Here is a 26,271-nt window from a genome sequence, read left to right on the forward strand (position 1 = left end):
ACATTTTCCATAAATTTCCTCTTTGGGGTTAGGAGACTAATTAAATGATGAAAAAATTATTACTATACTTTCTTTTTTCAACCGCTGTTTTTGCACAACAAAAACAAGTTGCAACAAGCGTTGATTCGATTAAGAAAAAGATTGGCGCCGAATTCAAACTCACTATAAAAACAACTGTCGATACGAAGTCTAAAGTCGTTTTCCCTAAGTTAAAAAACATTGGTGCCCTTGAAGTGATTCAATCCTATCCAGTTGATACCGTCAAAAAAGACGACCGTTATGAATTGGTAAAAAAATATGGCTTGACTCAATTTGATTCTGGGAAATACACGATTCCGAGTATCAAGATTTTGATTAATAACAAAATTGTTTTGTCAGATTCGATTAAAGTTGAGGTTGCAAACGTTCAAGTTGACACTTTAAAACAAAAAATGTTCGACATCAAAGACATTGTACCTGCAGACAATTTGCTTGGCGATTGGTGGAAATATCTTCTAATTTTATTCTTGGTTGCTGGTATTGGCGCATTTACACATTGGTATATTAAAAAAAATAAAAAGGAAAAAGCGGAAGAGGAAATCTATAAAACGCCAATAGAAAAAGCAACCAGTTTGCTAAACAACTTGGAAAAGAAAGAACTTTGGCAACATGGAGAAATCAAGGAATATTATAGCGAATTGACGGACATTGTTAGAAATTACATTGAAGAAGCGATAGAAATTCCGGCGATGGAAAGCACAACCTATGAATTGATTGAAGGATTAAAAATCGCTTCTCTCAAAAAGAAACTAAAACTTTCTCCTGAAACAATTGAGAATTTGTTTGTAGTTTTAAAACAAGCCGATTTGGTAAAATTTGCCAAATCAAAACCATTGGATTATGAAATTACCGAAGACAGAAAAAAAATAGAAAGAACCATTGTTACACTTGACAAATCGATTCCTGTAGTGGTTGAAAATAATGAAGAAATGTTGCTTAACGAAATGCAACGTCAAGAACAGTTGAAAAGAGAATTACAAAAACAAAAGAAAAAACGAATAACTATCGCGGTTTCTTTAATTCTATTTTTGTTTTTTGCAACCACAACCTTTTTTGTCGTTACCAAAGGTTTAGATTATGTAATAGATAACGTTTTTGGAAATTCATCCAAAGAATTGCTTGAGGGTGAATGGATAAAAAGCGAGTACGGAAATCCAAGTGTGAGAATTGAAACTCCAAGAGTACTCAAAAGAATCGACTTAACAAAATCGCTTCCAAAAGACGGAATGGCTTTGATTAAGGAGATGCAATCTTTTGCTTATGGTAGCTTGGTTGATAATTTTTATATTATGGTTTCGACTTTCAATTACAAACAAGCTCCGAATGCCGGCGAGCCAACAGAGGAAAAACCAATTGATTTAGCAAAAGCATTGGACGGGACCTTGAAATCAATCGAATCACAGGGAGCGCAAAACATGATTGTAAAACAAGAAGATTTCGAGACTAAAGAAGGAATTAAAGGCATCAAGGGATACGGAACATTTTCGAAAATTGATGGTGTAAATAAAAGCAGTACCAAATTATATTATGAAATTTTGTTGTTTAGTCATGAAGGCGGATTGCAACAAATTATGATTGTTCACGAAGAAGGAGACAAATATGCAAATGAAATTTCAGACCGTATATTGAGCTCTGTCGAACTTAAAAAAGCACAACAATAATGGGGAAAATAACTTTTTTAAATCCAGAGTTTTTTTTGTTATTCCTTTTGATTCCAATAGCAATTGCCTGGTTGTTTTTGAAAAGAAACCACCAATCAGCAACATTGAAAATCAGTTCAATTCAAGGATTCAAGGATTCGAATTCGCTTTTGGCAAAGCTGAAACCGATATTGAACATACTTCGATTATTAGCACTAAGTTCATTAATTTTAGCAATTGCTAGACCCAGAACGGTTGATGTGAGCAATCGATCAAAAACGACACGAGGAATTGATATTGTGATGGCGGTCGATGTTTCGGGGAGTATGCTTTCGAGAGATTTAAAGCCAAACCGTATGGAAGCGCTTAAAAGAGTTGGGGCAGATTTTGTCGAAGAAAGACCAAACGACAGAATCGGGTTAGTTGTTTACGCCTCCGAAGCCTATACTAAAACACCAGTAACCAGTGACAAAACAGTTATTCTTGAAGCGATAAAAAGTATAAAATATGACAATGTTTTGCAGGACGGAACAGGAATAGGAATGGGATTGGCCACAGCCGTAAACCGATTAAAAGACAGCAAGGCCAAGAGTAAAGTGATTATTCTTATGACCGACGGTGTTAATAATGCGGGTTTTATCGAACCCGAAACCGCCGCAGATATTGCCAAACAGTATGGAATAAAAGTGTACACAATAGGAATTGGAACTAACGGAATGGCTGAATCGCCTTATGCATTGGCCCCAAATGGACAGATTATGTTCCAAATGATGAAAGTAGAAATAGACGAGCAATTATTGAAAAGCATTGCTAAAAAAACGGATGGAAAATATTTTAGAGCGTCAAGTAATAGCAAATTAGCAGAGATATACGCCTCTATTAATAAGCTAGAAACAACAGAAATTAAAGAATTAAGGTACTATGATTATGATGAAAAGTTCAGACCTTTTGTTTTGTTCGCAGGCTTTTTAATCCTTTTAGAAATTGGATTACGAAATACGGTTTACAGAAGCTTTATATAAAGAATATGGAATTAGACGAAAATAAATATTTATATCTCCTTTTTATATTACCAATTGTGGTAGTACTTTTTCTTTTGAATTTATATTGGAAAAGAAAAAAACAACGTGAATTTGGAGATTTGGATTTGGTAAAAAAACTAAGTCCAGAAAGCTCAGTTTTTAAACCTGTTTTGAAGTTGGTCGCTACGCTATTGGCTTTGGTAGGAATAATTTTAGGATTGGTAAATCCAAAAATTGGGACCAAGATGGAAACCGTAAAACGAGAAGGAATCGACATTGTTTTTGCGATGGATGTTTCCAAAAGTATGCTTGCCGAAGACGTTGCGCCTAGTAGATTGGAAAAAAGCAAACAAATCGTTTCGCAAATCATCAATCAGTTGGGAAGTGACAGAATCGGAATCGTGGCTTACGCCGGAAGTGCCTTTCCCGTATTGCCAATTACAACTGATTACAGCGTGGCGAAAATGTTTTTGCAAAGTATGAACACCGATATTGTTTCCTCGCAAGGAACATCGCTGGACGAAGCCATAAAATTATCTTCGACCTATTTTGATGATAAAAGTAAAACCAGTAAATTATTGATTCTAATTTCTGATGGTGAAGATCATTCAGAAGGAGCAGCCGCAGCCGCGGAAGAAGCTAAAAAACAGGGAATGAAAATCATAACAATCGGAGTTGGAACCGAAAAAGGGAGTACGATTCCCATAAGAGTTAATGGCATTATCCAAAGTTTCAAACGAGACAACAACAACGAGGTGGTGATTACCAAAATGAATACAGAAAGTTTAAATACAATTGCTAAAGCCACAAAAGGTGGTTACGTAAATGGAAATAACACCAAAGAAGTACTTGAGTACGTTAAAAATGCGCTTGACAAAATACAAAAAACAGAGTTCGAATCCACAGAGATGGCTGATTTTCAATCGCAATTTCAATGGTTTTTAGGATTTGCTTTTGCTTTATTGTTTTTGGATATTTTCTTTTTGGAAAGAAAGACAAAATGGGTGCGAAAGTTGAATTTATTTAACGAGAAAGATTAATGAGAAATTTTATATTATATATTTTACTAATAATTTCTTTAGCAGTTTCTGCTCAAGAAAAAGACAAAACTTTAGCTAAAGCAAACGATGAATATGCTGAAAAAAAATTCGTTGATGCTGAAGCCAATTACCGAATTTCGCATTCAAAATTACCTAAAAAAGCGACAGCTTCTTATAATTTGGGAAATTCAATTTATAAGCAAAACCAAAATTTGGAAGCCGGATTTGAATATGCGAAAGCAATTAAAAAAGCTAAATCAAGAACCCAGAAACATCAAGCATTTCACAATTTAGGAAATGTTTTTATGAAGGAAAAAAATTATTCAGAAGCAGTCGAAGCCTATAAAAACGCATTACGCAATAAGCCGTCAGACGAAGAAACCAGATATAATTATGCATTGGCAAAGAAAAAACTAAAAGAAAACCCACCAAAAGGCGACAAGAAAAAAGACGACAAGAAAAAAGATAAAAAGGACGACAAGAAAGACGGGGAAAAGGACAAAGATAAAAAAGATGACAAAAAAGACGACAAAGGAAAAGATAAGCCTAAAGATAAAGACGGCAAAAACAACGAAAAACCTAAGGATAAGGAACAACCCAAACCAAAACCGGCAGGAATTTCTAAACAACGATTAGAAAATCTTCTGGATGCGGTAAATAACGAAGAGAAAAAGATCCAAGACAAAGTTAACGCTCAAAAAGTAAAAGGAAAACCAGTTCAGACTGAAAAAGATTGGTAAAGCTCCTAACGCCCGAGGTGAAATTTGCACGAAATAAATGATTTTTAAATGAAATGGAAAGAATTGTATTAATACTGTTTTTAATTACCCAATCGCTTTTGGCTCAAGTACACTTTGAAGCCAAAGCTAGTAAAAACACGCTTGGACTAAACGAAAGACTTCGCGTCGACTTCACGATGAATATAGACGGAGACAACTTTAACCAGCCTTCTTTTGAAGGGTTTAGAATCATTGCAGGACCAAGTCAGCAAGTCAGCCAATCGTGGGTTAATGGAAAAAGCACTTTCGAAAAAACGTACTCCTATTATCTTTTGCCACAACAAAAAGGGAATCTCATCATAAAACAGGCTTCTATAGAATACAATGGGCAAATTTACAAGACATCACCAATAAAAATAAATGTTACTGTGGCGGTAGAACAACCCAAAGATCCAAATGACGCCGAGGTTTCTGCTGATGATAATATTTACCTTGTTGCTGATATTTCTAAAACCAATCCATATATCAACGAACCCATAACGGTCGTATACAAATTGTATTTTAGTTATAATGTAGGAATCACAAATTGGAGAGAACTAGATAAACCTAAATACAATGATTTTTGGAGTCAAAATATCGACATTAAGCAACTCGTTGGCGAAGAAGGAATTTTCAAAGGAGAAAAATATCGTTTTGTAGTACTCAGAAAAACAGTTTTATACCCTCAAAAATCAGGAAAACTAGTGATAGAACCTTTGTCATTGGATATAGACGTTCAATTACCAACAAATCGCCGCGACATGTTTGGACGAGTAATAGTAGCAGATGGCAATAAAAGGGTTTCTGCTGGAGCCAAAACAATCTCGGTGAAAGCACTTCCTGAGGTTGGAAAACCAGAAGGATTTTCGGGAGCTGTAGGAAAATTTGATTTTAGGGTATCCCCTTCTAAAGTAAATTTAAAAAACGGCGAAAGTCTTGATTTGATTGTTAGTGTTTCAGGAAATGGGAACATGAAATTATTCAATTTGCCAAAACCCGTGGTTCCCAACTCATTAGAAATGTATGACCCCGTTCACAGCGAAAAAGTGAATACGGTTTTAACCGGAATGTCCGGGAAAATATCCGATAGTTATACTATTATTCCTCAGTTCAAAGGGAATTATCCAATAAAACCAATGCAATTTTCTTATTTTGATTTGGACTCAAGAGCATATAAAACCATAAGTTCGCCAGAAATAATGATTCATGTTCTCGATGGGCCTTCGACAAACGAAGAACCTGTGACAAAGACCCCTGGGATTACAAAAAATGTTATTTCAAGTAGTCAACAATTCAAATACATTAAATTAAAGACCGATCTTGTTTCAATGAATGAAGAAGATTTTCTTGGTTCGAAGATCTTTTATAGTCTGCTATTTTTGCCATTTTTAATTCTACCGATGATTGTTTTGTTTAAAAGAAAAAAAGAAGCGATGGATGGAGACATTAATGGTAACAGAATAAAAACGAACAATCGATTGGCTAAAAAATATTTATCAGAAGCTAAAAAACAAATCAACAACAAAGAGCCTTTTTATGTGGCGTTAGAAAAAGCGATGCATAATTTCTTGAAAGCAAAATTACATATCGAAACCTCAGAAATGAGTAAAAGTAACATTCAGGAACTTTTATTGTCCAGAAATGCAAGCCAGGAAACGGTGATTGATTTTATTGTTCTTACTGAAAACTGTGAATTGGCAAGATACGCACTAACGTCAAGTTCGACTATTCAAAATGATTTTGAAAAAGCAGTTTTAATAATTTCGGACTTGGAAAAACAGATTACTTAACTACAAATTGCTAAAATGAATAGCTCGAAGAGTGGTCAACGGAACACTTTAAATAGTGAACTTTGCGCTTTCTTTGCGTCCTTTGTGTTTTAAATTTTTTTATGAAAAAGATAATTTTTATAGTATTACTAACCACCCAAGTTATCTTTGCCCAAAGCGGTTTTGATAAAGGGAATCATTTGTACCAAAGAGGCAAATATGAGAAGGCAGTTTTTGAATACGAAAGTGTTTTAAAAACTAATATGCAATCGGCAGAGCTTTATTTTAATATAGCGAATTGCTACTATAAATTAAACAAGGTTGCCCCGGCAATATATAATTATGAAAAGGCATTAATACTGAATCCAAATGATTCAGAAATATTGAATAATCTTAAATTTGCTCAAAAACTAAACATTGATGAGGTAAAAGAAGTACCGAAAGTAGGGTTTTCAAAAATGATTTATGATTTCACTTCTACTTTTCATTACAACACTTGGGCGTGGATATCGATTGGGTTTTCCGCTGTTTTTTTGCTGTTTTTTATTGGATATTATTTTTCTCAAATTACTTTATCTAAAAGAATATTTTTCTTCGGAATGTTTTCTTTGCTCTTCCTGCTATTGATTAGTGTTTCAGCTGCAATTTCAAAAAAAAACGATTTTGAAAATGACAGACCAGCTGTTGTTTTTGCCGAAATGGTTTTGGTAAAAAGTGAACCACAAAAAGCAAGTAACACGGTTTTTACGCTCCACGAAGGAACCAAGGTTTTTGTTTTGGAAACATTAGAAAATTGGAAAAAAATTCAATTAATTGATGGAACCGAAGGTTGGATAGAGAGTTCAGCGATTAAAGAAGTGAAAAATTAGTGTCCAGTATTCAGTAATTAGTAATTGGTGTCAAGACTGAGAACGGATTATTTTTTTCTCAATCCATCGTACCATTTTTCAATCGAAGGATACATGAATCTGGCGGTTTTTTGGATAGGATGATAAAATAGCGATTTGTTTAGGGTTTCTTTTTTAGCAAAAGTATTATCGAAATTTATTTTTTCGAAAAGATTTAGAACGATACTGATTATCAAAACAGTTTTCAACACCCTAAAAACCCCACCTCCAAGTTTGTTTATCCAACCTAATTGAGCAAAATTAGCTGTTTTGGTAAGGAATTTTGCTAAAAGAGAAATGGCAACAACAATTAAAATAAATGTCAGAATAAAGGCAATTATTTGAATCATTTTGGGATTCCAACGAACAAAACCTGCAAGTATTTCTTTTACTAAAAAAGAAAATTTTACAGCAAAATAGATTCCTAAAATTAACGAAACAAAGGACGCCAATTCCACAAAAAACCCATTTCGAAACCCTTGACACAACCCATAAACAAGTAATACCCCAAAAACCACATCTAAAAAACTCATAAATAAAGAATAAAGAACCAAGATAGAAGACTTTTGTAGAATAACCAAATCCAACTTCTTATCTTTGGCAAAATAATTTTGATTAAGTTTTTACAAATCGTAAATAGCAAATCAAAAATCAAAAATCAAATGTCAAGAGATATTCAACTTAAAGAGCGCTGGGAACAGCTTGTCAACTTACTTTCCAATCAATTTTCCCAGGGAGAAGATTTAGATTTAGACGCCATTATCTATTTAATTGGTGTTCAAGAACTCGGGAAAGTGCACGATAAATACGAAAAAGACGAAAAATTAAACCTGATGCACATCGCAATTTGTCGATTATTAGAGCCTTATGGGTATTATGAATTTGATTATGTAGATGTTGACGGTTGGCCACATTACAAAGTAAAAGAGGAATTACCGCCTTTAAAAGCTGGAGAACAATCGGTTTTGATGAAAGAAGCGATTGTTAATTATTTTCTTGAAAAGGAACTTATTGATTAACGATTGTTGATTAACGATTGCTAATTTAAGATTTGCATCAAAAACTTACAACTTACAACCTATAACTTACAACTTTTTCCTAAATTTGCACTCTCAATTATTGAATGAAAATGATAGACAAGATAAAAGAATATATTGACGAAGCTCAAGCTTTCACAACACAAAATACAGCAGAACTTGAAGTATTCCGAATCAAATTTCTAGGAAGCAAAGGGCTTTTGAAAGATTTTTTTGCCGAATTTAAAAATGTTCCGAACGATAAAAAAAAGGAATTTGGTCAAGCAATCAATTTACTAAAATCTTCCGCTGAGGACAAAGTAAAATCTATCCAAGAAGCTTTAGAAAGTAAAGAAGAAATAAAAGGGTTTTATGGTGATTTAACGCGTTCGGCAGAGCCCGTAATCATTGGCTCTCGCCATCCAATTTCATTGATAAAAAACCAAATTATTGACATCTTTTCGAACGTTGGTTTCAATGTGTCTGAAGGTCCAGAAATCGAGGACGATTGGCATAATTTTACCGCACTAAACTTGCCAGAATATCATCCAGCACGCGACATGCAGGACACATTTTTTATTCAAACCAATCCTGATATTTTGTTGCGCACCCACACTTCATCTGTTCAAGTGCGCTATATGGAGAACAACACGCCGCCAATCAGAACGATTTCTCCAGGAAGAGTTTTCCGTAACGAAGCCGTTTCGTCTCGCTCGCATTGTATATTTCACCAAGTAGAAGGATTGTATATTGACAAAAACGTTTCTTTTGCCGATTTGAAGCAAACGCTTTTATATTTCACCAAAGAAATGTTCGGAAAATCTAAAATACGTCTTCGCCCTTCTTATTTTCCATTCACGGAACCAAGTGCCGAAATAGATATTTATTGGGGTTTAAAAACAGAAACCGACTATAGAATTACTAAAGGAACCGGTTGGTTAGAAATTGGCGGTTGCGGAATGGTAGATCCTAATGTCTTAAAAAACTGCAATATTGATTCAGAGGAATATACTGGTTTTGCTTTTGGAATGGGAATCGAAAGAATTGCAATGCTTTTATACCAAATTGGCGATATCAGAATGTTTTATGAAAATGACGTTCGCTTCTTAGAGCAATTTAAAGCGAGTATATAAAAGAAAATAGAAAATAGACGGGTAGATCAAAGACATTATCCGTCTATTCTCTCTTAGTCTAGCATCGATCATTTCAAAATGAAAAAAGACATCATCATCCCCACCGTAGAAAATGTTTTCCTCGCCGCAGTCCAGGAATGGAGTGACGATTTTATGGAAAAAGTTTGGTATGCTTATTTAGTAAACGACAGTGATTTCAATCTCGATGGCGTAATGATTGTCTCCAAAGCTTTTGGAACAATCGATGGCGAGATGAAAAAAACCTCGCTTTTGCGTCACGCTTATGTTGAAATTCCCGCCGTTTCAGTTGTGAAAATTGAAATGATGGAGAAAAGTGTTTTGACACTCAACAACGAGTTTATGCTGACTTTTTTTATGGGCGAAAAATTATACGACCGAAAGTTTATCTTCAAGGCAAATTCGATAACTCCAGATTATGTTGAGGAAGTGCCCATTTTGTTTGTGGATGGAGTTATTGTGAGGTAATTTTTGTCATTTCGAGGAAAGAAGCAATTTCATTAGTTGCTCTAGTTATATGATGGAGCTCATTCCTTGCAATGACGTTAATCCAACTTCTCAGTCAATTTTTCAAACACTTTTTTTGCTGATTTCCCTTCGTATAAAATTTCGTAAACTGCATCTATAATTGGTGTTTTTGCACCGTAGCCAAGGTTGAGTTTGTACGCACTTTTTGTCGCATAATACCCTTCGGCAACCATACTCATTTCCATTTGGGCTGATTTTACGGTGTAGCCTTTTCCAATCATATTCCCGAACATTCTGTTTCTTGAAAAAACGGAATAACCCGTTACCAATAAATCCCCTAAATAAGCCGAATCATTGATGTTGCGCTTCATTTTGTGGACTTTTCTAATAAATTTTTTCATCTCCCGAATGCCGTTACTCATCAAAACGGACTGGAAATTATCGCCGTAACCCAAACCGTGTGCAATTCCAGCAGCAATAGCATAAATATTTTTGAGCATTGCGGCGTATTCTGTACCAATAATGTCATCAGAAATTTTTGGTTTTATATAATTACAGGACAAATGGGCGGCTACGATTTTTGCTTTTTTAGCATCACCACAAGCAATTGTTAAATAAGACAATCGTTCCAAAGCGACTTCTTCAGCATGGCAAGGTCCGGTAATTACACCAATATTTTCGAAAGGGATGTCGTAAGTTTTGTTAAAATGTTCGCCAACAATCAAACTCGTTTCAGGAACAATTCCTTTGATGGCCGAGAAAACAACTTTGTCTTTTAATGAAACGGTGAGTTTTTCTAGCTCTCCATTCAAAAATGCTGAAGGAATGGCAAAAATGATATAATCAGCGTAAGAAATCGCTTCATTTATATCGCTAGTAAGTTTTAATTTTGTGATGTCAAATTCCACAGAACTCAAGTAATTTGGGTTGTGGTGATGAGTTTTTATATGCGTAATAGCATCTTCATTTCGCATATACCAGGTAATTTCGGGAAGATTTACACATAGCATTTTGGTTATCGCTGTTGCCCAACTTCCGCCACCAATTACCGCGAATTTAATATTTTTTGTCATTTTGTCATTAGGTTTAATCAAAAGTACTCAAAAGAAGTTGAATAAAACAAATAATTCGAACACAGAAATGACTTTTAAACAGAATCAAAATAGCGCCTTCAAGTCCATTTAAAAAAATATTGTTTTCAACACAATATATAATTTATTTATTCGTTGTAAATTATTATAAATAAGGTTTTTATAAAAAATAAAGTAAAGTTGAATGAGTTAGTTTTTTAGTATTTTGAAAAAAGGCGTTCTTAGAGGTAGTACTAGAACGCCTTTTGTTTTTTACAAATGAATGGTGCATCAATTTAGGAAGGCTAAAAACTCATTTCTATAATTTTTTTTACTTTTTCTAATGTTATATTTTGTTTTTCACCTAGTGCTTTCCAACCCCTTTCTTCGAAGCGATCTACAATAAAATCAGCAGTTTTAGTATAATCTCCTGTACATTCGGACAATTTAGTTTTCATTCCCATAGTTTGAAAAAACCCAACCGTTTTGTTAATGGCTTCATTGGCAATTTCGTCGTCACTTCCGGTTAAATTAAAAATACGTTTTCCGTATTGTGCTAATTTTCCTTTTTTGGTTTCAAACATCACCCGATATAAATTTGGGCCTATAATAGCCAAAGTTCTAGCGTGATCAATTCCATATAAAGCAGTCAGTTCATGTCCAATCATGTGCGTTGCCCAATCGGAAGGAACTCCTTTTTGAATTAACCCGTTTAAAGCCATCGTGCAACTCCACATAAAATTTGAAGCTAATGTATAATCCGCTGGGTTTTCAACAACGCTTGGCCCTACCTGAATTAATGTTTGCAAAATGCCCTCTGAAATCCGGTCTTGAAGATAACCATCGTGGGAATAAGTTAAATATTGCTCTAAAACATGAACATAAGCATCAACGACTCCATTTTGCAATTGTCTTTTTGGCAAAGAAACAATTACGGTTGGATCACAAATAGAAAATTTTGGAAACATAGCCGAACCTCCAAAATCTAGTTTTTCTTGTGTTGCCACAATTGTAACAACCGCCCCTGAATTCATTTCCGTACCTGTTGCAGGTAACGTTAAAACGGTTCCAAAAGGAATTACTTTCGAAAGATCTTTAAATAGGATTCTTTTTTTGAGAATATCTATTGGATTTCCCTCGAAAAGTACTGCCGCCGAAATAAATTTCACGCCATCTATAACACTTCCTCCGCCAACTGCTAGAATAAAATCTATTTTTTTATCCCGAACAATTTCAACAGCTTTCATTAAAGTTTCAAAATGTGGATTCGCTTCAATACCACCGAATTCAATCACCTCAAAACCCGCTAAATTTTTGATAGCTTGTTCGTATATTCCATTTTTAAAGATACTTCCACCACCATAAGCAAGTAATATTTTAGCTTTTACCGGAACTAATGAAGCCAATTTGTCTATTTTTCCTTTTCCAAAAACTAGTTTTGTGGGATTGTATAATTCGAAATCTAGCATTTTTTTTTATTTTTTTGAATTCAATTGGTCTAACAGTTTTTTGGCAACTAATATAGAGGAAGCTGGATTTTGACCCGTTATTAACAAACCATCTTCAACGGCATAAGGATGCCAATCACTCACTTTTAAATATGTTGCTCCATTTTTCTGTAAAACATCTTCTAATAAAAACGGAACAATATTGGTTAATCCCACCGCTGCTTCTTCAGTATTGGAGAATCCAGTTACTTTTTTCCCTTTCACCAAATAAGCCCCATTAATTTTCCCGTTTTTTAAAACAGCAGGCGCATGGCATACAAATGCCACGGGTTTATTATTCGTGTAAAATGCTTCAATCAACGCTGCTGAATTTGCATTTTCAACTAAATCCCAAAGAGGACCATGGCCTCCTGGATAAAAAACAGCATCGTAATCAGCTTGATTAACAGAGGATAATTTTTTTGTTTTTTTTAGTTTTTCAAGAAGCATTGCATCATTGTCGAATCTTTTGGTGTCTTTTGTAGCTGCTGATGGGTCTTCGCTTTTTGGGTCAATAGGTGGTTGACCTCCTAGTGGTGTTGCGATATCAATTTCAACCCCCTGATCAACTAAAGCATAATAAGGCGCTGCTAATTCTTCTGTCCAAAACCCTGTTTTTTCTCCCGTGTCTCCTAATTTATCGCGACTTGTAACAAGAAACAATACTTTTTTCATAACTTTTTTATTTTGTTTTTGTACAATTGCAGTTGCGCAAGGGACTGATAATACTAAAACAATAAAAATTAAAATTTTTTTCACAACGGATTTTTGTACAAATTTAGGACTAATAATTTAGGAGTTAAACCTAATTTACAACAAGTTTATGATAAATAATTTTTTAAAAAAGCATTGGGCAAGCCACTATTTATATAAATTATTGTGGTCGACATATTCCCAAACTTTTAAAGGCAAAAGAGGCTGAACATTCTTTTTGTTTTTGATGTTTTTGCGAATAAATGTCGATGAAATTTCTACAATTGGCGCATCAATAAAATGAATCTTTGAATTGTTTTTAAACTCTAAATTTTCTGATTCTTCAGAAATCCTTGGATACACATAAATTTCGTGGTTTTGCAAAATTACCTCGTAGTTTTTCCACTTGTGTAACGACTTCAAATTATCTTCTCCCATAATTAATGAAAACTCATTTTGTTGATGTTTTTCTTGTAAATAGGCTAATGTATTTACAGTATAATTGGGTTGAGGCAACTTGAACTCAATATCCGAAGGGTTGATTTTTGGATAATCTTCGGTAGCCAAAAAAACCAATTGTAAACGTTGATAATCATCAAGTAAAGTGTCTTTTTTTTTCAACGGATTGTGCGGTGTCACGACCATCCAAATTTGGTCTAAACCAGAATATTCCGCCATGTGATTGGCAATAATCATATGTCCAATGTGAATTGGATTGAATGTTCCGAAATAAAGTCCGATTTTCATATTTTGTGTTTTTGGATTTTTGGTTCCGGAATTACGGATGTATTATATACCTGAATCTAAAACTTATTTCAAAAATTCTTTTACTAATTGATACGCGTCTTCTTTTGCGGTATCCAAATCGTAATTCTTGATAATTTTGTCAAATTGCGGGGCGGTTGCCAGTTCCACCGAAGCTTTTGCAATGCGCATATTAATTTTGTCATCACTTTCGGTAGAGCGTTCTTTAAGCCTCCTTTTTAGTTCGTCAACACTTGGTGGTTTTACGAAAACAGCCAAAGTTTCTTCCGGAAATTTATGTTTAATTCGCAATCCGCCAGAAACATCAATATCAAAAATCACGTTTTTACCTTTTGTCCAAATGCGTTCTACCTCGCTTTTCAAAGTACCGTAAAAATTATCGCGATAAACTTCTTCCCATTCTACAAAATTTTCGTTTTTTATATGGGTTTTGAACTCTTTTAGCGACATAAAATAATAATCTTTCCCATTTACTTCCTCGCCACGACCAGGACGAGTTGCTGCTGAAATTGAAAATTCTAAATTCAAATCTTCTTTGCTTAATAAATGTCTAACGATGGTGGTTTTCCCTGAACCCGATGGCGCCGAAAACACTATTAATTTTCCTTTTTTCATTTATTTTAGTTAAAGTTCTAAAGCACATTCAAAACTTGTTCCTTAATTTTTTCCAATTCGTCTTTCATCATCACGACCAATTTTTGCATTTGAGCGTGATTCGATTTCGAACCCATTGTATTGATTTCACGTCCCATTTCTTGAGTGATGAAACCTAGTTTTCTACCGTTGGCTTCTGTTCCGTTGATGGTTTCTAGAAAATAATCGAGGTGATTGGTCAAACGAACTTTCTCTTCGGTGATGTCTAGTTTTTCAAGGTAATAAATCAATTCCTGTTCAAAACGGTTTTCGTCAACGTTGACTTTTAACTCAGTAATTGCAGTTTGTAAACGTTCTTTTATCGCCTGAACACGTTCTGGATCCAAGGCTAAAGCATCGTTCATATATTGACGAATATTGCCAATGCGCAATTGGAATTCTTTCTCTAATGATGCACCTTCGTCTTTACGGAAATTCAATATGTTTTGCAACGCTTCTTCGATAACGGTTTGAATTTGAACCCAATCATTTTCATTGATTTCTTCGCGTTCGGTTTTCATTGTGTCCGGCATTCTAATTGCCATTTTCATCAATTCGGTTTCGTTGGCATCGGCATAAACACTTCTTAATTGTTCAACATAAGCCTTCACGATGGGAACATTCACTTTTGTGGAAGTTTGTTCGGCAGTGCTTTCGATAAAAACGGAAAAATCCACCTTTCCTCTTTCGAGTTTTAATGCGATTTGGTTGCGCAAACCCAATTCCATTTCGCGATAAGTAGAAGGCATCCGAACACCTAAATCTAAACCTTTGCTGTTTAAGGATTTCACCTCTACGGTTATTTTTTTAGCTGACAATTGTAAAGTCGCTTTGCCAAATCCAGTCATTGATTGTATCATATAATTTTCTAAAAGAGTTCAAATATAAGGAAAAGTTTTTTAGTCTGAAAGCCTACAAACCGTTCAAAACTTTCATAACCTGAAGCATATTTTGCTGGCTATTACCAATGTAAATTTTACCATCAATAATAAAAACTGGCCGGCTCAAGAATGTGTAATGATCCAGAATATATTTCTTAAAATCTTTCTCAGCCAAAGATTTGTTCTTTAAATCTAATGTTTTGTAAAGAATCGCTTTTTTGCTAAACAGCGATTCATAATTTCCTGAAAGCTGGGACATTAGTTCTAATTCATCGGCCGTTATTGGATCTTGTTTAATGTCGTGAAATACCAAATCATGGCCTTTTGGCAATGATTTTATAATTTTTCGGCAGGTGTCGCAGGACGCGAGATAATATATTTTGTTCATAAACTACTATTTCTTTATGCAAAGAAAATTCATTTGGCGTGGAAAATGATTATTTTTATCAAAAATTTAAAAAATGCAACAAACTTTCGACATTACCAGGACGAGTAGACAAATACTGTCACAATTTTTAGAAAAAAACACTTTAGAACAACTCAATGCTATTCCGGAAGGGTTTAGCAACAATTTAATTTGGAATATAGCCCACATTATTGTAGTTCAGCAAATGCTAGTATATAAATTATCGGGTTTGCCCATGAACATTTCAGACGAAATGGTCGAAAAATATAAAAAAGGAGCAAGGCCAGAACATAAAGTGTCGCAAGATGAAGTGGATAAAATCAAATCGCTGCTTACAGAAACTATCGATCAAACTGAAACGGATTTTGCTAACAAAACATTCCAAAACTACCAGGAATATCCAACGTCAACCGGCTTTTCTATAAAAAATGTAGAAGATGCAATGGCTTTTAGTTGTTTTCACGAAGGCATACACATTGGGTTTATGATGGGCATTAGAAAGTTTATTTAGAAGGAATTCTAACTGTTCTATTCTAAAGCTTCCGGCATATAAAAGATCGGAAGCTTTAGAAATAAATTAACTTTGTAAAAAATATTAAAAATGAAATTTAATACTAAAACCATTCACGGAGGGCAACACCACGACCCAAGCACCGGAGCTGTTATGCCTCCAGTATACCAGACATCAACTTTTGTACAAACAAGTCCCGGGAAACCGATGGGAGATTATGAGTATGCTCGCGCCGGAAACCCTACCAGAACGGCATTAGAAAATGCTTTGGCAAGCATCGAAAACGGAACAAGAGCTTTGGCTTTTTCATCAGGATTGGCAGCAACAGATTGTCTTTTGCGTTCCTTTAAAGCAGGTGACGAAATTATTTCGATGGATGATTTATACGGCGGAACATATAGAATGTTTACCCGTATTTATAAAGATTCAGGGATAAAGTTTCATTTTGTTGATATGAATGATTTGGATAAATTCCAATCGCTAATTAACGAAAACACTAAATTAGTTTGGGTTGAAACCCCTACTAATCCATTAATGAAACTGGCCGATATTCAGGAAATTGCTAAAATAACCAAAGAAAAAAATATTCTTTTTGCCGTCGACAACACTTTTGCGACACCATATTTACAAAAACCTTTAGATTTTGGGGCTGATATTGTGATGCATTCAGCCACGAAATATCTCGGGGGCCATTCTGATGTAATTGCAGGAGCGTTGATAGTAAAAGACGAAGTACTAGGAGAACAATTGCATTTTCAACAATTTGCTACCGGAGCTACACTTGGACCCATGGATAGTTTTTTGGTTTTAAGGGGGATAAAAACCTTGCATTTGCGGGTTCAAAGACATTGTGAAAATGGAGAAAAAGTGGCTGCTTTTTTATGCAGTCATCCCAAAATAAATACGGTATACTATCCTGGCTTGCCAAGTCATCCGTATCATGAAATTGCTAAAAAACAAATGAGTGGTTTTGGCGGAATGGTTTCTTTTATATTTGTTTCGGGGAAAAAGGAAGATTCTATAAATTTTTTGGAGAAACTGAAAGTCTTCACTTTGGCAGAATCCCTCGGTGGAGTTGAATCTTTGGCCAATCATCCAGCTTTGATGACACACGCTTCTATTCCTGAAAACATTCGAAAAGAAACAGGAATCACAGACGATTTGGTTCGGTTAAGCGTTGGTATTGAAGACATCGAAGATTTGCTTGAAGATTTGAGACAAGCGTTGGAATGAAAAAACAAAAACCCAATTTGAAAAAATTGGGTTTTTGTTTTAGGATTGTATTTCTATTATTGCAAATAATAAATATATCCAACGTTAAACCAGACCAACCAGTCATTTGCTTTATTTTCTTTAAAAATTGTTTTGTCTTGGTTAATTCCGTTAACTTGATATGGCCAGTTTATCCATCACGGCAAGTTAAGAAATAATCTTAATTTTACCCTATGAAACAAGTCTGCAAAATTTATGACAAAGCTTTTAAAGCGGGAGTAGTCCAATTAGTTGTTAAAGAACGAACATGTCAGAGTTCGCTTGAGAGTTATAAATAACAGCGCCACAGTTGTATAAATGGTGTAAAGAGTTTGAAGAGTATGGAGAAGGAAGTTTTTCTGGAAAAGAAAAAATTAAAACTAACTCCCGAACAAGAGAAAATTCATGAACTGGGGAAAAGACTCAAAGATGCCGAGTTAGAGTCATATTATATAAAAAAACATATTTTTTTTGTTTTTTTATATAAATACGATTGGTTTTAAATAAAACCATTTCAGCATTTATAAAAAGAATAAAATTGCAGGAAGAATTTATAAAATCACATGTAAATATTCTTATATGATGTATATTTGCAAACAATTACGAAAACGTTTTCTTAAAAAGAATTACTTTGGTTAAGTAAACGATTAATATTAACTTTGATTGAATAATATATTTCAAAAATGGAAGACAAAATTAATAATTTCATGACTCAAGTTGAGTCAAAAAACCCCAACGAACCTGAATTTATTCAAGCTGTTAGGGAATTTGCCGAAACGGTTATCCCTTTTATAGCCACGCAAAGAAAATACGACGGAAAGCACATCCTTCTTAGAATTGCAGAACCAGAAAGAACTATAACTTTTCGCGTCACTTGGGTTGATGATTCAGGCGAAATCAGAGTGAATAGAGGGTTTAGAATTCAGATGAATTCGGCAATTGGACCTTATAAAGGAGGAATCAGATTTCATAATTCAGTTAATCTGTCAGTACTTAAATTCCTTGCTTTTGAACAAGTATTTAAAAACAGTTTAACAACACTTCCTATGGGAGGTGGAAAAGGAGGTTCGGATTTTGACCCTCAAGGCAAATCAGACGGAGAAGTAATGCGTTTTTGTCAATCTTTTATGACGGAATTATGTCGTCATATTGGACCAGAAATCGATGTTCCCGCTGGTGATATTGGTGTTGGTTCAAGAGAAATAGGATACCTATTTGGTCAATACAAAAGAATTAGAAATGAATTCACCGGAGTTTTAACAGGAAAGGGAATTGCTTACGGAGGCTCGTTAATAAGGCCTGAAGCTACTGGATATGGTGTGGTATATTTCACAGAGCAAATGCTTAGAACAATAGGACAGGGAATTAAAGGAAAAACCGTTGCTGTTTCTGGGTTTGGAAATGTTGCTTGGGGCGTAGCCTTAAAGGTAAATGAATTGGGAGGAAAACTTATAACAATTTCTGGACCTGATGGGTATATTTACGACGCTGAAGGAATTTCTGGAGAAAAAATTGATTTTATGCTTGATATGAGAGCTAGTGGAGACAATAGAGCCGAAATGTACATAGAGAAATATCCAAATGCAGTTTTTCATAAAGGAAAAAGCGTATGGGAAGTTAAAGCGGATATCGCTATTCCTTGCGCTACACAAAACGAATTAAATGAGGACGATGCTAAAAAATTAGTTGCAAACGGTACTATTTGTGTTACCGAAGCGGCTAATATGCCTTGTACTTTAGATGCAATTAGATATTTGCTGAATGAGAAAATTCTTTTTGCACCCGGAAAAGCAGCCAACGCCGGTGGTGTTGCCGCTTCAGGACTTGAAATGACCCAAAACTCTATTCGTTTAAACTGGTCTAGCGAAGAAGTAGATCAGAGATTAAAAGATATTATGGTTGGAATTCACAATCAATGTAAAAAATACGGAACTGACGAAACCGGCTATGTTGATTACGTAAAAGGCGCAAATATTGCAGGATTTGTAAAAGTGGCTGACGCCATGATCGCTCAAGGAGTAGTATAATCCTTTTAAATTAAAATAAAAACGCCTATTTTCATTACGATTGTAGGCGTTTTTCATATAACAAAATTCCGTTACTTTCGTTTGTATTATATTTGCGAACTCCTATTTATACAGATAATGAAAAAAAGGCTTTTGTGTTTTGTGTTTCTAACGGTTATCCAGATGGGGTTTTCCCAAAGCAACCTGTTGTGGCAAGGCTATTTTTCTTACAATGAAATCAAAGATTTATCCGAATCCCCAAACACAATTTTTGCCGCTTCAGAAAATGCGTTGTTTTCAAAGAACATAACCACAAACCAAATAAAAACCACAAACACCATTGATGGACTTTCGGGAGAAACAATCTCCTCTTTATATTATAGCAAAACGTTTAATAAGACAGTTGTTGGCTATGAAAATGGGTTGATGATAGCAATCAACGAAGCCGACGGCACCATGTTAAACATCGTTGATATCATCAATAAGCAACTTCCCTCGAATATGAAAAAAATCAATCATTTTATGGAATACGATGGGATTGTTTATGTTTCTTGTGATTTTGGGATTGTTCAATTCAATTTAACCACAATGTTGTTTGGAGACACCTATTTTATAGGTAATACTGGAGCGGAAATCAGTGTTACGCAAACCGCCGTATTGAATGGTTACATTTATGCAGCTACAATTGATGGCGTCAGAAGAGCAGATGTTACCAGTAAAAACCTGATCGATTATAAGCAGTGGACACAAATTGCCATAGGAAGTTGGTCAAGTGTGGAGGCTTTCGGCACGGAACTTATAGCTATCAATACTAATGGATATATTCATAAATACAATGCAATTTCTAATTCTTTTGTAGCATATAGACAACTTACGCAAACTGCTGTCGATATGAGGGCAACAGCAAATTATTTGACAATTACCACGGCAAACAGTGTGAATATTTACAATGCACAAATGGGAATTTTACGCCAAATAAACAGCAATCAAATTACAGGAATTACTTCTGGTTTTACCTGCGCAACAAGTATTGGTGATGTCGTTTATATTGGAACGAAAGAGAACGGATTGATAACAAGCACAATATCCGTTTCTTCAGTTTTTGAAAACATCACACCAACTGGACCATCAAGAAACAATATTTTTGCACTTCAAGCCACTTCAACTTCACTTTGGGCGGTTTATGGGGATTATAACGTGTTTTACAATCCGTATCCATTGGACAGTTATGGGATAAGTAAATTTAGTGATTTGGGCTGGCTCAATATTCCTTATGAAAAAGTATTTGGAGCTAAATCAATATCCAGAATTACCGTGAATCCAAATGATGAAAACGAAGTGTATGCCAGTTCCTTTTTTTCAGGCTTGTTAAAGATTGAAAACGACACCCCATCTATTTTATACAATCAAACAAATAGTGGATTAGAAGAGATTTCATTTATTCCAGGATACCATAATGACATACGAATAAATGGAGCAGTATTTGATAAATCCGGAAATTTATGGATGAATAATAGCCTTATTCAAAATGGATTAAAAGTTCTTAAAGTTGATGGGCAGTGGCAAAGTTTTTCATTGGACGGCATTTTAAATAAAAGTATAGATACCAGTATGGGACGAATGATAATTGATAAAAATAACACCAAATGGTGGTGTACAAATATTGATGGTTTGATAAGTTATAATGAATCTATCAATAAATTTAAAAAAACAACTTCGGGGGCCGATAAAGGAAATTTACCCACAACCGATGTTAGAGCTTTAGCAGTAGACACAAGGAACCAACTGTGGATAGGAACCACAAAAGGTTTGAGAGTGTTGTCAAATATCGGTAGCTTCCTGACCGAAGATCAAATGACAACCAATTCTATCATTATTTTAGACAATGGTCTTGCACAAGAATTAATGTATGAGCAATTCATTACGGACATTGTTGTAGATGGAGCCAATAACAAATGGATTGGAACATTAGATTCAGGGATATTTTTAGTCTCGCCAAACGGACAGGAAACCAAGTACCACTTTACAAAGTATAATTCACCATTGCCAAGTAATGAAATAAACGACATCGACATTAATAACCTGACGGGGGAAGTTTTTATTGCTACGTCCAAAGGTTTGGTTTCTTTCAAAGGAAATGCAACTGCTGCCAATGAGGATTTAAACAATGTATATGTATATCCAAATCCAGTGCGACCGGAATATGAAGGAACTGTAAAAATCGCAGGGCTGCTGGATAAAGCTACTATAAAAATCACCGATATTGAAGGGAATTTGGTTTACGAAACCGCTTCCGAGGGTGGAACAATAGAATGGGACACCACTGTATTTGGGAAGTATAAAGTAGCCTCAGGAGTGTACATGATTTTTATTTCGGCGCAAGATGGGATTGAAACCAAAGTCAAAAAAGTAATGATAATTAGGTAAATTGCGAATTCCAAATTACGAATTTAAAATCGTAATTTCGTAATTCATAATTCATAATTAAAATGTTAGTTAAAACCAAAGCCATCGTCATTTCTTCCCTCAAATACCAAGAGAAAAGCTTGATTGTAAAATGCTTTACACAATCTAATGGTTTGAAGTCCTATTTTGTTAGAGATGCTTTTTCCTCTCGAAAATCAAATCAGAAAATCGCCTATTTCCAACCATTGACCATTCTCGAAATCGAAGCCGTTCACAAAAACAAAGGAACATTGGAGAACTTCAAGGAAATCAAAATCGCGATACCTTTTCTAACGATCCATTCTGATATTTTCAAAAGCACAATTGTAATGTTTATTTCGGAAATCCTGCACCATTCCATTCACGAAGAGGAGAAGAACGAACATCTTTTTGCCTTTTTGGAAACGGCACTGTTTTGGCTTGACAATCACGATGAAACGGCGAATTTCCATTTGATTTTAATGCTCGAAATCACGAAATACCTTGGTTTTTATCCTGATATTTCCGAGATAGAATTTCCCTTTTTCGACATAAATGAAGGTGTTTTTACCCCATTTCACGGCATTGGTTCACTCACGGAACACGAAACCAATCTCTTTAAAAAACTCATTCCTTTGAAATTCGACAACGACCATAAAACCTTCCATGTTATCGAAAGACAAATCGTTTTGAAAATCCTGATTGACTATTTTTCTTTTCATCTAGACGGTTTCAGAAAGCCAAAATCCTTGGAAGTTTTGGCCGCCGTATTTTCTTGAAATGATTGGCTACAAATGCCATAAATTTTCATGAATATGAAAAATTGGTGTGAATTCGTAAAATTTGCGATTAAAAAATCGTCCAAGTCAATAACTTTCGACCTTCAACTTTCGGCTTTCAACATAATTTTATTACTTTCGCACCACGATTAAAGATAAGGATAAAATGAGCACTAAATTTACTGAATACAAGGGACTTGACTTACCATCTGTGGCATCAGAAGTACTTGATTTTTGGAAAAAAGAAAACATATTCGAGAAAAGCGTAAGCACTCGCGAAGGAAACCCACCTTTCGTATTTTTTGAGGGACCGCCTTCGGCAAATGGATTGCCGGGAATTCACCACGTGATGGCACGTGCTATTAAAGATATTTTTTGCCGTTACAAAACTCAAAAAGGATTCCAAGTAAAGCGTAAAGCAGGCTGGGACTCGCACGGTTTACCGGTAGAACTTGGAACAGAAGCAGCATTGGGCATTACCAAAGAAGACATTGGAAAAACAATTTCCGTAGAAGAATACAACGAAGCTTGCAAAAAAACCGTGATGCGTTACACCGATGTGTGGAACGATTTGACCGAAAAAATGGGGTATTGGGTAGATATGGAAGATCCATACATCACCTACAAATCCAAGTATATGGAAACCGTTTGGTGGATTTTGAAACAAATCTACAACAAGGATTTGATGTACAAAGGGTACACCATTCAACCGTATTCTCCAAAAGCAGGAACAGGATTATCGTCACACGAGGTGAACCAACCTGGGAGTTATAGAGATGTTTCGGATACGACGGTCGTGGCGCAATTCAAAGCTTTATCTGAAACGTTACCAAATTCTCTTCAAGGTTTTGGGGATATTCATATCTTGGCCTGGACGACAACGCCTTGGACTTTACCTTCAAATACCGCATTGACTGTTGGGCCTAAAATTGATTATGTTTTAGTAAAAACATTCAATCAATATACTTTTTTACCTTCGAATGTAGTTTTGGCTAAAAACTTAGTTGGAAAACAATTTGGAAAAGGATTTTTTGAAAGTACAGGGCCAACTGATTTTCAAAACTTCAAGGAAGGCGACAAGAAAATTCCATATCAAATCTTGACCGAATGTAAAGGTTCTGATTTAGTTGGAATTCGTTACGAGCAATTATTGCCATTTACTTTGCCATATCAAAATCCAGAAAATGCTTTCCGAGTAATTTCAGGAGATTTTGTGACTACAGAAGATGGAACAGGAATTGTACACACAGCACCAACTTTTGGGGCAGATGATGCAAAAGTGGCTAAAGAAGCTATTCCTGAAGTGCCTCCAATGTTAGTTTTAGACGAAAATGGAAACCCTGTTCCATTGGTCAATTTGCAAGGAAAATTCATCGAGGGTTTAGGTAATTATTCTGGGAAATATGTTAAAAATGAATATTACACTGAAGGCGAAGAGCCAGAACGCTCGATAGATGTGGAAATTGCAATCCAGTTAAAAGAAGAAAATAAAGCTTTCAAAGTAGAGAAATACGTACACAGTTATCCACATTGCTGGAGAACTGACACGCCAATTTTATATTATCCGTTAGATTCTTGGTTTATAGAAATTACAAAAGTTCGCGACAGAATGTTCGAATTGAATGAAACTATCAACTGGAAACCAAAATCAACTGGTGAAGGGCGTTTTGGGAATTGGTTGAAAAACGCCAATGATTGGAATTTATCGCGTTCTCGTTTTTGGGGAATTCCATTGCCAATTTGGAGAAATGAAGAGGGGACCGAAGAAATTCTAGTTGGTTCTGTCGAAGAATTATACAACGAAATCGAAAAATCAATCGCCGCTGGTTTCCAAAGGGAAAATCCTTTCAAAGGGTTCGAAATTGGAAATATGGATGAAGCAAATTATGATTTGGTCGACTTGCACAAAAATGTTGTCGATGAAATCATCTTGGTTTCTGCTTCTGGAAAACCTATGAAACGCGAAGCCGATTTAATTGATGTTTGGTTTGATTCTGGCGCCATGCCTTATGCTCAATGGCATTATCCTTTTGAAAATAAAGACAAGATTGAAGAAAACAAAGACTTCCCCGCTGATTTTATTGCCGAAGGAGTCGATCAAACGCGAGGTTGGTTTTATACGTTGCACGCCATTGGAACTTTGGTTTTTGATAAAGTAGCCTATAAAAACGTGGTTTCAAACGGCTTAGTATTGGATAAAAACGGACAAAAAATGTCTAAACGTCTAGGAAATGCAGCTGATCCTTTCGAAACATTAAATGAATATGGCCCCGATGCTACGCGTTGGTATATGATTTCGAATGCGAATCCTTGGGACAACTTGAAATTTGACTTGGAAGGAATTGCTGAGGTTCGACGCAAATTCTTTGGAACATTATACAACACTTATTCTTTCTTTGCGTTGTATGCTAACATCGATAAATTTGCCTATGCCGAAGCGGAAATTCCGTTAAACGAAAGACCAGAAATTGATCAATGGATTATTTCTGAATTAAACACATTGATAAAAGTGGTTGATGAGGCGTATGCAGATTATGAACCTACAAAAGCGGCTCGTGCTATTTCTGAATTTGTGAGTGAAAACTTGAGTAATTGGTATGTTCGTTTGTGTCGTCGTCGTTTCTGGAAAGGCGAATATGCACAGGACAAAATTGCGGCTTACCAGACTTTATATACGTGCTTATTGACCATTAGTAAACTCGGTGCGCCTATTGCCCCGTTCTTTATGGACAAGCTTTATAGAGATTTAACGTTGACAACACGATCCGAAAAATTTGACAGCGTACATTTGGCAGAATTCCCAAAATATGTTGGAAACTTTGTTGATAAATCGTTGGAGAGTAAAATGCAGAAAGCTCAGACCATTTCATCATTGGTTTTATCTCTTCGAAAAAAGGAAATGATTAAGGTTCGTCAGCCATTGCAAAAGATAATGATCCCAGTACTTGACGAAGGGTTTAGAGCGGAAATAGAGGCGGTTTCCGATTTGATAAAAGCGGAAGTTAACGTTAAGGAAATAGTGCTTTTAGACGACGCTTCCGGGATTTTGGTGAAACAAATTAAACCCAATTTTAAGGCGCTTGGACCCCGATTTGGAAAAGATATAAACCTGATTTCCATAGAGATACAACAATTATCTCAAGAAAAAATCAATCAATTGGAGAGAGAAGAAAGCCTGTCGCTTGTAATTGCCGGAAATAGTATAAATTTATCATTGCAAGATGTGGAAATTTCTTCGCAAGATATTGAGGGTTGGTTGGTTGCCAACTCAAACGGAATAACAGTCGCGCTTGATATCACGATATCTGAGGAATTAAAAGAAGAAGGAATTGCAAGAGAATTGGTAAACAGAATTCAGAATATAAGAAAAGATTCAGGATTTGAAGTTACTAATAAAATTAAAGTACATTTGCAAAAAAATTCTGAGTTGGAAAAAGCCGTAAAGGCAAATGAGGAGTATATTAAATCAGAAACATTAACTGAAATATTAATTTTTGAAGATTTCATAATTGATGGAACCGAAATAGAATTCGACGAAATAAAAACTAAAATAGCAATCACAAAATAACTAGAAA

Annotated in this window: 23 protein-coding genes and 1 pseudogene; 15 read left to right on the forward strand and 9 right to left on the reverse strand. The window is 35.1% G+C overall.

Annotated features, from left to right (window positions below; translation table 11 throughout):
- The first annotated feature begins 44 nt into the window (after positions 1-44).
- The 6 genes from AABM59_RS07835 (at position 45) to AABM59_RS07860 (ending at position 7,137) form a co-directional block, all read left to right on the forward strand.
- On the forward strand, positions 45-1,700 hold the full coding sequence (locus AABM59_RS07835) for a hypothetical protein (RefSeq protein WP_338408408.1): 1,656 nt from the start codon (positions 45-47) through the stop codon (positions 1,698-1,700).
- Positions 1,700-2,701 (forward strand): VWA domain-containing protein, encoded by a 1,002-nt coding sequence (locus AABM59_RS07840; protein ID WP_338408409.1) that lies wholly within the window; start codon positions 1,700-1,702, stop codon positions 2,699-2,701. The genes AABM59_RS07835 and AABM59_RS07840 overlap by 1 nt, the downstream gene beginning before the upstream one ends.
- A 5-nt stretch (positions 2,702-2,706) precedes the next feature.
- Positions 2,707-3,741 carry a VWA domain-containing protein gene (locus tag AABM59_RS07845; RefSeq protein WP_338408410.1) on the forward strand — a complete coding sequence of 345 codons (1,035 nt, stop codon included), beginning with the start codon at positions 2,707-2,709 and terminating at the stop codon, positions 3,739-3,741.
- Positions 3,741-4,481 carry a tetratricopeptide repeat protein gene (locus tag AABM59_RS07850; RefSeq protein WP_338408411.1) on the forward strand — a complete coding sequence of 247 codons (741 nt, stop codon included), beginning with the start codon at positions 3,741-3,743 and terminating at the stop codon, positions 4,479-4,481. Before AABM59_RS07845 ends, AABM59_RS07850 begins: the two co-directional genes overlap by 1 nt.
- A 53-nt stretch (positions 4,482-4,534) precedes the next feature.
- Positions 4,535-6,289, forward strand: coding sequence for a BatD family protein (locus tag AABM59_RS07855; RefSeq protein WP_338408412.1), 1,755 nt, complete (start codon positions 4,535-4,537; stop codon positions 6,287-6,289).
- Between the two features lie 101 nt (positions 6,290-6,390).
- Entirely contained in the window at positions 6,391-7,137 is a 747-nt protein-coding gene (locus AABM59_RS07860) for a tetratricopeptide repeat protein (RefSeq protein WP_338408413.1), read from the forward strand.
- Positions 7,138-7,184: 47 nt separating this feature from the next.
- On the opposite strand, the gene AABM59_RS07865 is transcribed toward AABM59_RS07860, so the two are convergent.
- Positions 7,185-7,688 (reverse strand): CvpA family protein, encoded by a 504-nt coding sequence (locus AABM59_RS07865; protein WP_338408414.1) that lies wholly within the window; start codon positions 7,686-7,688, stop codon positions 7,185-7,187.
- Positions 7,689-7,817: 129 nt separating this feature from the next.
- On the opposite strand from AABM59_RS07865, the gene AABM59_RS07870 reads away from it, so the two are divergent.
- From AABM59_RS07870 to AABM59_RS07880, 3 genes are all read left to right on the forward strand, one after another.
- Complete coding sequence (locus tag AABM59_RS07870) at positions 7,818-8,174, forward strand: hypothetical protein (RefSeq protein WP_338408415.1); 357 nt, start codon at positions 7,818-7,820, stop codon at positions 8,172-8,174.
- Between the two features lie 110 nt (positions 8,175-8,284).
- Positions 8,285-9,304: a phenylalanine--tRNA ligase subunit alpha gene (gene pheS / locus AABM59_RS07875; protein WP_338408416.1), complete on the forward strand. Its 1,020-nt coding sequence runs from the start codon at positions 8,285-8,287 to the stop codon at positions 9,302-9,304.
- A gap of 78 nt (positions 9,305-9,382) precedes the next feature.
- Entirely contained in the window at positions 9,383-9,790 is a 408-nt protein-coding gene (locus tag AABM59_RS07880) for a hypothetical protein (RefSeq protein ID WP_338408417.1), read from the forward strand.
- Positions 9,791-9,867: 77 nt separating this feature from the next.
- Here the strand turns inward: AABM59_RS07880 and AABM59_RS07885 are convergent, their stop codons facing one another.
- From AABM59_RS07885 to AABM59_RS07915, 7 genes are all read right to left on the reverse strand, one after another.
- Positions 9,868-10,863 carry an NAD(P)H-dependent glycerol-3-phosphate dehydrogenase gene (locus AABM59_RS07885; RefSeq protein WP_338408418.1) on the reverse strand — a complete coding sequence of 332 codons (996 nt, stop codon included), beginning with the start codon at positions 10,861-10,863 and terminating at the stop codon, positions 9,868-9,870.
- 302 nt (positions 10,864-11,165) lie between these two features.
- Positions 11,166-12,329 carry an iron-containing alcohol dehydrogenase gene (locus AABM59_RS07890; RefSeq protein ID WP_338408419.1) on the reverse strand — a complete coding sequence of 388 codons (1,164 nt, stop codon included), beginning with the start codon at positions 12,327-12,329 and terminating at the stop codon, positions 11,166-11,168.
- Between the two features lie 6 nt (positions 12,330-12,335).
- The gene (locus AABM59_RS07895; protein WP_338408420.1) at positions 12,336-13,022 is read right to left on the reverse strand and encodes a type 1 glutamine amidotransferase domain-containing protein; all 687 of its coding nucleotides are present in this window, start codon (positions 13,020-13,022) and stop codon (positions 12,336-12,338) included.
- Between the two features lie 186 nt (positions 13,023-13,208).
- On the reverse strand, positions 13,209-13,787 hold the full coding sequence (gene nadD, locus AABM59_RS07900; RefSeq protein ID WP_338408421.1) for a nicotinate (nicotinamide) nucleotide adenylyltransferase: 579 nt from the start codon (positions 13,785-13,787) through the stop codon (positions 13,209-13,211).
- A gap of 63 nt (positions 13,788-13,850) precedes the next feature.
- Complete coding sequence (gene gmk, locus AABM59_RS07905; protein ID WP_338408422.1) at positions 13,851-14,420, reverse strand: guanylate kinase; 570 nt, start codon at positions 14,418-14,420, stop codon at positions 13,851-13,853.
- Between the two features lie 17 nt (positions 14,421-14,437).
- Positions 14,438-15,298: a YicC/YloC family endoribonuclease gene (locus tag AABM59_RS07910; RefSeq protein WP_338408423.1), complete on the reverse strand. Its 861-nt coding sequence runs from the start codon at positions 15,296-15,298 to the stop codon at positions 14,438-14,440.
- A gap of 52 nt (positions 15,299-15,350) precedes the next feature.
- Entirely contained in the window at positions 15,351-15,707 is a 357-nt protein-coding gene (locus AABM59_RS07915; protein ID WP_338408424.1) for an ArsC/Spx/MgsR family protein, read from the reverse strand.
- A 73-nt stretch (positions 15,708-15,780) separates the two neighbouring features.
- Between AABM59_RS07915 and AABM59_RS07920 the strand changes: the two genes are divergently transcribed.
- Complete coding sequence (locus tag AABM59_RS07920) at positions 15,781-16,236, forward strand: DinB family protein (protein ID WP_338408425.1); 456 nt, start codon at positions 15,781-15,783, stop codon at positions 16,234-16,236.
- Positions 16,237-16,326: 90 nt separating this feature from the next.
- Positions 16,327-17,469, forward strand: a complete 1,143-nt coding sequence (locus tag AABM59_RS07925) for a cystathionine gamma-synthase (protein WP_338408426.1) — start codon at positions 16,327-16,329, stop codon at positions 17,467-17,469.
- 56 nt (positions 17,470-17,525) lie between these two features.
- Here AABM59_RS07925 and AABM59_RS07930 read toward each other — a convergent pair.
- Positions 17,526-17,624, reverse strand: a pseudogene (locus AABM59_RS07930) (glutamate dehydrogenase); the annotation flags it as partial.
- 546 nt (positions 17,625-18,170) lie between these two features.
- Between AABM59_RS07930 and gdhA the strand changes: the two are divergent.
- The 4 genes from gdhA (at position 18,171) to ileS (ending at position 26,264) form a co-directional block, all read left to right on the forward strand.
- Positions 18,171-19,514, forward strand: a complete 1,344-nt coding sequence (gdhA, locus tag AABM59_RS07935) for an NADP-specific glutamate dehydrogenase (RefSeq protein WP_338408427.1) — start codon at positions 18,171-18,173, stop codon at positions 19,512-19,514.
- A gap of 117 nt (positions 19,515-19,631) precedes the next feature.
- Positions 19,632-21,920, forward strand: a complete 2,289-nt coding sequence (locus AABM59_RS07940; protein WP_338408428.1) for a T9SS type A sorting domain-containing protein — start codon at positions 19,632-19,634, stop codon at positions 21,918-21,920.
- Positions 21,921-21,982: 62 nt separating this feature from the next.
- Positions 21,983-22,696 (forward strand): DNA repair protein RecO, encoded by a 714-nt coding sequence (recO, locus tag AABM59_RS07945; RefSeq protein ID WP_338408429.1) that lies wholly within the window; start codon positions 21,983-21,985, stop codon positions 22,694-22,696.
- A gap of 166 nt (positions 22,697-22,862) precedes the next feature.
- Complete coding sequence (gene ileS, locus AABM59_RS07950) at positions 22,863-26,264, forward strand: isoleucine--tRNA ligase (protein ID WP_338408430.1); 3,402 nt, start codon at positions 22,863-22,865, stop codon at positions 26,262-26,264.
- Positions 26,265-26,271 lie beyond the last annotated feature (7 nt).

The organism is uncultured Flavobacterium sp. (assembly GCF_963925185.1).
In the GTDB taxonomy this organism is placed as follows: domain Bacteria; phylum Bacteroidota; class Bacteroidia; order Flavobacteriales; family Flavobacteriaceae; genus Flavobacterium.